Source organism: Belliella filtrata (assembly GCF_022549775.1).
GTDB classification, from domain to species: domain Bacteria; phylum Bacteroidota; class Bacteroidia; order Cytophagales; family Cyclobacteriaceae; genus Belliella; species Belliella filtrata.
Map to the genome: position 1 here is coordinate 1 of NZ_JAKZGP010000098.1, position 9,529 is coordinate 9,529.

9 protein-coding genes are annotated in these 9,529 nt (G+C 38.3%); 2 read left to right on the forward strand and 7 right to left on the reverse strand.

Annotated elements, in window-relative coordinates; translation table 11 throughout:
• Positions 1–131: 131 nt before the first annotated feature.
• The 4 genes from MM239_RS19970 to MM239_RS19985 form a co-directional block, all read right to left on the reverse strand.
• Positions 132–332, reverse strand: a complete 201-nt coding sequence (locus MM239_RS19970) for a helix-turn-helix transcriptional regulator (protein ID WP_241350096.1) — start codon at positions 330–332, stop codon at positions 132–134.
• A gap of 46 nt (positions 333–378) precedes the next feature.
• Positions 379–810 (reverse strand): hypothetical protein, encoded by a 432-nt coding sequence (locus MM239_RS19975; protein ID WP_241350097.1) that lies wholly within the window; start codon positions 808–810, stop codon positions 379–381.
• A gap of 428 nt (positions 811–1,238) precedes the next feature.
• Complete coding sequence (locus MM239_RS19980) at positions 1,239–1,697, reverse strand: transposase (protein ID WP_241350098.1); 459 nt, start codon at positions 1,695–1,697, stop codon at positions 1,239–1,241.
• Entirely contained in the window at positions 1,645–2,760 is a 1,116-nt protein-coding gene (locus MM239_RS19985; RefSeq protein WP_241350099.1) for an IS5 family transposase, read from the reverse strand. Before MM239_RS19985 ends, MM239_RS19980 begins: the two co-directional genes overlap by 53 nt.
• Before the next feature lie 461 nt (positions 2,761–3,221).
• Here MM239_RS19985 and MM239_RS19990 point away from each other — a divergent pair, with 461 nt between their 5' ends.
• Entirely contained in the window at positions 3,222–3,446 is a 225-nt protein-coding gene (locus MM239_RS19990) for a hypothetical protein (protein ID WP_241350100.1), read from the forward strand.
• A gap of 156 nt (positions 3,447–3,602) precedes the next feature.
• Here the strand turns inward: MM239_RS19990 and MM239_RS19995 are convergent, their stop codons facing one another.
• On the reverse strand, positions 3,603–5,534 hold the full coding sequence (locus MM239_RS19995; protein ID WP_241350101.1) for an ABC-F family ATP-binding cassette domain-containing protein: 1,932 nt from the start codon (positions 5,532–5,534) through the stop codon (positions 3,603–3,605).
• 426 nt (positions 5,535–5,960) lie between these two features.
• Between MM239_RS19995 and MM239_RS20000 the strand changes: the two genes are divergently transcribed.
• Positions 5,961–6,605, forward strand: a complete 645-nt coding sequence (locus tag MM239_RS20000) for a hypothetical protein (RefSeq protein WP_241350102.1) — start codon at positions 5,961–5,963, stop codon at positions 6,603–6,605.
• A gap of 653 nt (positions 6,606–7,258) precedes the next feature.
• On the opposite strand, the gene MM239_RS20005 is transcribed toward MM239_RS20000, so the two are convergent.
• On the reverse strand, positions 7,259–8,584 hold the full coding sequence (locus tag MM239_RS20005) for an ABC1 kinase family protein (RefSeq protein ID WP_241350103.1): 1,326 nt from the start codon (positions 8,582–8,584) through the stop codon (positions 7,259–7,261).
• Between the two features lie 12 nt (positions 8,585–8,596).
• Positions 8,597–9,262 carry a TetR/AcrR family transcriptional regulator gene (locus MM239_RS20010; RefSeq protein ID WP_241350104.1) on the reverse strand — a complete coding sequence of 222 codons (666 nt, stop codon included), beginning with the start codon at positions 9,260–9,262 and terminating at the stop codon, positions 8,597–8,599.
• Positions 9,263–9,529 lie beyond the last annotated feature (267 nt).

A 9,529-nucleotide genomic window follows, 5' to 3' on the forward strand; every position in this document is an offset into this window, starting at 1 on the left:
TCAACTATCTCTAGCAGGTGGGAAAACCTTGAGAGTACCATGGATTATTGTCTCAAACACCTTTATGCTTATCGACGCCAGATTCAAAGAAATTTAAACAGATCCCCAGAAACATGACAAAGTAGGGCTAATCAATCACCTTTTTCTAGTTCAAAAATATCATCCACCTTTACATCAAAACATTTCGCTAGCTTCAATGCAAGCACTGTAGACGGCACATACCTACCTGCTTCGATAGAATTGATCGTTTGTCTACTTACTCCTATATGATCTGCCAATTCTTGCTGTGTCAGGTTATTTTTTGCTCGCTCTACTTTGATGCTATTTTTCATGAATTACTTATAAATTGGATAAATTAAAACCAATGGTAGGACCTAATCAGTCCTGAACCCTATTCGATTTCCAAATTTGATATTTTAAAGCAAGTAAGGCATATGTACTCTGCATAAACAAAACTGATGGCGCAGAAACAGTTGGACCAAATGGAAAACCTACACTTATATTTGATATAAAATGTACAAGCATTATTGCACCAAGTCCCCAAATCAACCAATAAAACCCCATCTGAAATGCTCTAAGCCTAAACTGCTCTATCATTTCATCTTCTCTATCATGTGCTGACAGTATTAGGATCGTTGAAGCTATAGCCCATGATGAATAGGTGAATTCCAATAACTCTTTTATCTTCCATTCTATACCAAGCCAATGAATAACAAATGGTAATAAAAATGGTAATGGATAAAAAAGGTATGCAACATATTTCCAACCTCTTTTTAGCACTGGTATTTCTAAAATTTTATCCCTTTTCATATGTAAATTTTATTTTACCAAATGTAAAGTAAAATTTACATTATATCCATCTAACTTTCCATTTTTCCATACTTTTATAAAATTTCTAAAAATCCATTTTGGCTTTATTGATTAAATTATACCAGCTATATATTGCTGTAATCGATTGATTTATGGTGAAAAAAACCTTCAGTTCTCACTTAATGATTTTTAATAACTGATTGGTAGTCAATAAAAACCTAAAAGGTCTTCAGGCTTTGTTGACAATAATTCTGTTTAAGAAAAACTCTGAAAAAAAGTAGCTGAAGAATCAGTCTTAAGTTTCCTTAACCTAGACACAATAGCTACATTTTCATTCGAAGTATAGGTATACATCTTCATTCGCCCGTTTTGAATCTGACATACCTGAGACTTTTTCCGCAAGCCCTATTTAGGGTCTGCTGAAAAACTCACACAGCCAGCTTACCGAAAACCAGCCCAGATTCAAGTCTGGGCTGGTTTTTTATTTTTAACTTTCCTAAGTCAGCTTCAATACTATTCACTATTGTCATTTTGAGCATCTCCCATGCTGAAAAACCCAGCCATAGGAGTGCCTCCCCGGCCAATTTGACCAGGTTGAGCACTAAGATGATGGAGGCTATCCACGATTGACTGATATCTTTGAGCCTTGCCCTGATACGGTTCATGCCGTACCCGTTCTTTGGCTGTCCGAATTTCCCTTCTATCGGGTTCCTCTCTCCTAGACTTACGTGGTTTTCCACTGCCTTGGCCGATGGTCTTCCCAATGGTTTGGCCGCCAGTTTTATCCCTTTTTCCTTCAGCCACTTCCTGTTTTCCCTGCTGCAGTACAGCTTGTCAGCAAGAACCTTTGCAGGGTAGAACCCAAACCTTTCCCAGTAATTCTCCACGTATTCTGTAAGCTGGGAACCCTCGTTGTAAGCATCCCATGATGGAGTAGCCGTCAACCATGCTCAGGTGAATCTTGGCACCAAACTCCGTCTTTGCCCTTGCTTTTCCTCTCACAATGGGGCGTACATGTGGTTCGTGGATACTCACTATCCTGTCCTCTACCTGATGGGTTTTGTTTTCATACATTTCGAGCTGTTGTATATAAAGCGTCTGGATGATCCAGTATTGGCGCTGCAGCTTATGCTCAAGGGGGAAGGTTTCAAAGCCATCAAGCTGCTTTTCTAGCGTGTTGAAGTTTCTTCTGAGGTATTGGAGCTGTGCCTTTATCCCTTTCCTGATTGTTTTCCTTGAGGGATTCCTGTTCTGAGCTACTTTCAGATAGGTTTTCCTCGCTTTCTCTCGGTAAGTCCTGGGCTTTTTGCCTACACGGTTTTTGTAATGGAGTTCATCTATGATTGCCTCTGAGATTTCCCTGGCCTTGTTGAGCAGTCCTATATCAGTAGGATAGGCAATATCCTGCGGGCAGACAGTGGCATCGAAGATGACCTCACCCTTGTGGCTTACTCCTTCTCCTCCTGACGGGCCGTTGTCCTTTTTATCTTTGTCCAGATTTGAAGCTGACCTTTCCATCGAAAAGCCGTGTATCTTTTCATTCATCTCTGCGATAAGCTCCTCACTCAGCCGCTTTCTGATATCCACAAACAGGGAAGGGTCAAAAGGGGCTTCTTTGGTATAGGAACTGTAGCCAAGAAAATACTGTAAATACATATTCTCTGTAATCTGGGCAACTGTCTCTCTGTCATCAAGATTGAGAATATGCTTGATGATCACTGCCCCGATCAATATGCGTGGGTTCAGTGATGGACGACCAGTCTGCCTTACAGGATTATGTTTGAGAAACAGACCAACGAGTTCATCCCAGGGAATCTGCTTGCTGAGAACAACCCAGCGGTTGTCGGGATCAAGCTGGTTATAAAATGGAGTCTCAAAACCTATTAATGTTAGCTGACTGGGACTGCTGTATTCACTGCGTGGTGCACGCCTTTTGGTTCTCTTTGCCATAATACCTTGCACTTGTACTCCCTGAAAATCAGAAAAAACCCCTGCAATTCCGAACTATTGAAAGATTTTATACTTTATCAGCAGACCCTATTTAAACTAGTCCTACACAAGCTAAGGCTTCTGTTTTAAAATTGACCTATTTTTAAATTTCAATTAAGCATAAGAATGTGGTTCTTAATAATTCATTTAAATTTAACCCCATGTATACATTGAATAAATATGCAATGGAGGGTTTTGCGGGATTTATATAAGCGTAAAATATTTTTAATTACGATAGCAGTTAGCTTATGCTTAGCGGTATCTGGCAAATCAGCTTTTGCTGAAAAAGAAATCGCCAAAAGCTCCAATCCGCGCTATCGAAATGGAATGAATTATATAAGCTTTTTTGCGGAGATAGGCCCTACGCTAAACAGGTTCTACAGCTCCTACCTGTACACTTCGGACTGCCAGTCAAGATATGTTTGGGAAGACAAAAAGTGGGTCGTTTCATCATCCGAACTGCACACCATCATTTTCCAGTGCTTTCAGTTAGGTTAGATGCTAGTCAGAAGAACGCTTATAACCAAATAATACCTTTGGCAATCGGATACCGGAGAAATATCAGAGGTTGGTACATCGAGGGATCTCTCGGAGCTATGATAAATCAAAGTACTTCTGTGTTCAATGACCCTGCGCAAGAAAATTAGGTAGTAAGCTATAGCGAGATCAATTAAGGTTTTGAAATAGGAAGACAAATCGGAGATTTCGATTTTGGTCTAGTCATATATAATACAGGACCTATACCATACCATATCCTTTTCTCTGGTATCAAAACTAGCTATAAGATAAAATGATAAAACACGTCAACCCAATTCGAGCTCCAGTTGCTCGATTTCCTCGACTAATTGCTCCCATTGGGCATTGATCTTAGCTTCTTGATCTTTGATCTTTTGGTATTTCAAATTCACAGCTTCGAGTTTTTGGCTATCTGCAAACACCTCTGGACTAGCCATCTCTGCTTCTAAAGCTATTTTTTGTTCCTCAAGCCCCATCAGCTGTTCTTCTACTATTTCCAACTCCCTTTGCTTTTTCTTAAGCTCTTTCTTCACTTGATTAGCCTCGGTCTGATTGATTTCTCTTCTTTTTACAGCCACGACTTTTGGAGTAGACTCAGTTTTTGCTGTGACCAATGCCTCTGCATCCTGCTTCGCCTTCCAGTTCAAAAACTCCTCGTAAGTACCTGGATATTCTTTGATTTCTTGATCTTCGATGTACCATATTTTATTGGCAACTCCTCTGATAAAGTGTCTGTCGTGAGATACTGTGATAAAAGTCCCTTCATATTGCTCCAATGCCTGAATGAGGATATTGACAGATTGCATATCCAAGTGATTGGTAGGCTCATCAAGCAACAAAAAATTGGCTTCTGATATCAAAGTCTTCGCCAAGGCAACCCTGGACTTTTCTCCTCCAGAGAGCACTTTGATCTTTTTAAACACATCCTCATTAGTAAACAAGAAACAGCCCAACACATTCCTTAGCTCTTGTTCTGTTTTTGAGGATCCGGCTTGATTCATTTCTTGAAGGATTTCATTATTCACATTCAAGGCCTCAAGCTGGTGTTGAGCAAAAAACGATTTGATTACATTATATCCTTCTGTCCTACTCCCTTCAACTTTTTCTGTACCATCTATGATTCTCAACACGGTAGATTTACCTTTACCATTGGCACCTATTAGGGCTATTTTGTCACCCCGCTCTATTCTCGCTGTGGAATTTTTCAAAATCACCAAGTCACCATAAGCTTTGGATACTTGATCTAGCGTCACTACATCCCTACCAGATTGTTGAGAAAATTTAAATTTGAAATTAACGGCGATATTATCATCCACTACCTCGTTAACCCGATCCAGTCTTTCCAAAGCTTTAACCCTGGACTGCACCTGGTTTGACTTGGTCGCCTTGGCCCTGAACCGCTCTATGAATCGCTCCGTCTGCTTGATCATCTGCTGCTGATTCTCATAAGCATTCTGCTGAATCTCCATCCGCTCCTTTTTCTCTTCTTTGTAAAAAGAATAGTTTCCCGAGTATAAAGTCAGACCTCCATGAGACACTTCCACAGTTTTCTCTATACAGTTATCCAAAAATTCCTGATCGTGAGACACGACTATCACGGCACCCTCATAGGTTTTAAGGTAGTTTTCGACCCATTGTATGGAGGGCAAGTCAAGGTGGTTGGTAGGCTCATCAAGCATCAAGAGAGAAGGCTTTTCCAAAAGTAATTTGGCCAACATCACCCTCATTCTCCAGCCTCCAGAGAATGTCTTCAATGGCCTATTCAGGTCTGCCGTCTGAAACCCAATACCTTCCAACACCTCCTCGGCTTTGGCTTTGATCGTATAGCCTTCATTGGCCTCAAACTGATCTTGAAGCTTCGCTAGGCGATCAATTACCTGATCGGAATAATCCGTTTCCATCTGCTTAAGCACAGCATCAATTTCCTCTTGAAGTTTCAGTGTAGCCTGAAAAGCTTCTAATGCTACATCAAGTATAGAATCTTCAGACTGATAGGAAAGCAAATCCTGATTGAGAAAGCCTATGGTACAATCTTTCGCTTTTTGGATATCTCCTGCACTTGGTTGGTAATCTCCATTGATCAATTTGAGCAAAGTAGATTTACCTGTACCATTGAGACCCACTAGTCCAATTTTATCCTTTGGCTTGATATGTAAGGATGCATTTTCATATAGACCTCTACCACCTATGAAATACGAAAGATTGTTGATTGATAACATGGCGCAAAAATAAGTAATCTAGCAATGAAACAAGGGAGTATATGAAATTCTTTTTGACTGGACTAAATAGGGCGTGCTGAAAAACGCCATCTGGAGAATAATTCCTTTACATTTTTACTGATACATCATTTAAGAGGTATTGTCTTTTTAAACTTGTGCAAACCTATTTCATGATCTATCTGAATTTGCTTGCTTCAGAAAATTTCTAAACTCGAAATTTTCTAGCTAGTCTCAAGCATACCATCTCTTTCATTGGGCTCATTCGAAGTGTAGGTATACATCTTCATTCGTCCGCTTTGAACCTGGCATACTGGAGACTTTTTCAGCAAGCCCTAAATATCTGCATTTGAACCATTATGGAACGCCCTTTGCTATTTTTTAATCACCCAGACTATTTTCTCAATTGAAAACTTAATCAACCAAAACATGAAAAACTCCATTTTAATTACCCTAATAGGCTTCCTAACTTTGTCTTGGGCATGTGCTCCTAGCACACAGATTACTGCAAGCTGGAAATCAGAAGAGGCTAAATCAGGCTACACCAGCATATACATTGCAGCACTGACAGAAGATCTTCAAATCAGACAAAGTATTGAAAATGAATTCTCAAGTAGACTACAAAACAGAAGTGTAAGTACAACCAAAAGTATTGAATCTCTTCGACCTGACTTTTTCGATGAAAGAGAACCTAGTAAAGACAAAATTCTAGAGGCTATTCAAGCGACTAATTCAGAGGCTATCTTAACAGTAACATTGATTGACATTGAAGAGGAAGAGCGATATGTACAAGGAGGCCCTGTAGGAGGTGGCTTTGCTCCTATGGGAAGATTTGGGTACTATGGTAACTTCGGTGGCTATTTCAATCATTGGCATGGTGCAGGTTGGAATCAAGGATATTATGTCAAAGACAAAGAATACTTTCTAGAAACAAACCTTTATGACTCATCCTCTTTAGAACTCCTTTGGTCTGCCCAATCCAAAACTCTAAATCCTAATGATATTGAAAGTTTTGCTAGAGAGTTCGTAGACTCAATGAAAAAAGAACTCAGAAGTGAGGGACTGATTAATTAAGAGAAACCACTTGTATGATTGGATAATATTAAGCTGAGCTAGTTAAGTACACAAACCAGCTCAGCTATCCTATATATGAGCTACTCCCTCATGAAGTGAAAATATGATCAGTATAGTTTATTCTCAGAGATTCCTTATATTAATTTCAAGAATTAAAAATATCTGGGTATCACTTTTTCATATTGAATATAGGCCAAGATTACTCATACTCAATCTTTTGAATAATAATATATGCAGTTTTATATTTTTGTATCCTTGTTTTAAAGAAAAGTAGACAATGGATTTAGAAACAAGAAAAATATCATTTATTCAAAAATTCTTAAGGATTCAAAATGTAGAAATCGTTAGTGGCCTTGAAAATTTTTAAGAAAAAGAAAAGCTGAAATGTTCGAAAGTAACAAAACCCATGACACAAGAGAAATACAATGCTAAAATTGATCAAGCACTGGAAGATTCTAAGATTGGGAAAATAGTCAAAGCGACAAACTTAAAATCAAAAATTCAAAAATGGAGCTAGAAGTTTACTGCTTAGAACACGCTTCAAAACACATTAAAACATTACCATCACCTTAAAAAACGATTTTTTTTAGGTGATGGTAATTAAAGTTTGATTTCTATTTATAATATTTCCTAGAACACTAGCCAAGTCCTATTTAAGCTTTTAGCCATTCTGGTTTGGTTGTGGAGATATTGGCTTGGAGCTGATTGAGTAAGTTGTAAATACCAAAATAGGTTCTGTTCACATACAATCCATGCCGCGAACCTCTGGCTTGTCTTGATTTTTTGAACATCTTATCATTTGATATCCTATCGCCTAGCTGAAATATCTGCTCAAAATAATCATCATTGGAAAAATCAAAACTGTCAACATGAAAAGGTTTTCCTAACAAAGAAATCATCTCTTTGAACACAGCCTTGAAATATAATTTTTCATCTGCTGTATCTCTGTCTGATATAAATTCCAACCCATAGAATATTTGATTTAATTCTTGTTCATTGATCATCAAGTCTTTTTTAATCAGTGAAAAGTACCCGTTATAAAAATCCTCTGGTATCACTTTGACACAACCGAAATCAATAATTCCTAGCTTCCCATTGTCTTGAATGATAAAATTGCCTGGATGTGGATCTGCATGCACTTGCTTGAGCTCATGCACTTGGTGATGATAGAAATCCCATAAGGCTTGACCTACCCTGTTTCGTTCTTCCTGACTTGGATTTTTGCTTGCTAACCACTCGCGAATATGTTGGCCATCAATCCAATCCATGGTAATGATACGAGAAGAACTCATTTCTTCATAATAAGTCGGGAAGCTCAAGTTGTCAATATGCCCACATGCAGCGGAAATCTCTTTCGACCTCACCACTTCCAATTCATAGTCAGTCTCTTCCAAAAGTTTCTCCTCCACTTCCTCCATATAGTGATCCAGTTCCTTTTCGCTCATATTCAATAATCTCAAAGCAAATGGCCTAACTAATTTCAGGTCTGAACTCACAGAATCAGCCACTCCTGGATATTGGATTTTGACCGCGAGCTTTTTCTCACTCAGTGAAGCTTGATGCACCTGACCTATAGACGCTGCATTAACAGCTGACTTTGTAAATGAATCAAACATTCCATCGGGTGTTTTTCCAAAATGCTTTTGAAAAGTCTTCACTACCAAAGGGTATGATAATGGTGGTGCACTGTACTGTGCCATGGTAAATTTATCTTGATATGCCCTAGGCAGGATATTCTTGTCCATAGACATCATTTGCGCTACTTTGAGCGCTGATCCCTTGAGTTGGCTTAGAGAATTATAGATATCTCTTGCATTTTCGTCATGCAAGACTTCCTTGCTCAAACTAGGATTAACTACTTTTTTCGCATAATGCTTTACATAATTACCTCCTACTTTGGCTCCTGTAGAAATAAATTTTGCTGCACGCTGTACTTTTGAGGTAGGAATACTTTCCTGCTCTTTCATATTCGAATCCATGATAGGAGTGATTTATTTTTGCTGATATAGGAACTTGGCAAAGTCGATAAAAGTATCCAAAGCACTTTTGCCCATGAGATCAAAAGCTAGGTTGACGGACTTTTCTATGGCGGCATCTGTTTTTTCAAATGCTGGAGATGTATCCTTAAGCCAAAACTGAAAGACAAACCAAACTTGAAGCCAGAGGGCATCATCATACCTGTCTGTGATCACAGGTCTATCAGCTATCTCTTCAGTTTCTTTACCAGCTAGGATGATTTCATTTGCAAAGTCCTTGAACATGCCTTTGAAAACTTTCACCTCAGAAGGCAATAAACCTTTGAGATCTTTTTTCGAGCCATATAAAACAAGTAAATAGGACCTGTTTTTCTTCAACTCCTCTATCCATGTAAAAAGAAAACTTAACAACTTCTCTCTTGAGCTATAAGAAGTGTAAACTTCTTGAGATTCTACATTCACAATTGTTCGATCAAAAAGCTGTTCCCAAACTGCCGATTTGATCGCTTCAAAGGATGTATAATAGTTATAAAAATCCTCTTCTTTCATCTTTAGCTCTTTTGCAAACTTAAATATGGAGGCAGGTTCCTGTCCATGTTCAAGAATATAGGCCATGTATCCTGCTACGATTTTTGTCTTTGGATCTATTTTAGATGTTTTCTTTGTGACTTCTTTTTCCATGATACTATTATTTACTATATGTATAACCGTCAAAGGGAGAATGAAGTTTGAAAATTATCAATTAAATTCCTCTATTTCACAATCTATTAGGTGAATAAAGGCAAACCAAACCTAAAAATTGATACAATAGAATTTTTAAGTATGAATATACGGAACTTTGCCAGTAGCCAAATTAAATATTGACACTTAGTGTCAATGGTTTGATGAGAAGGATTGAAATGGTTTAATTGTGATCAAATATAAAATACTGATCAAGAATATACTTAA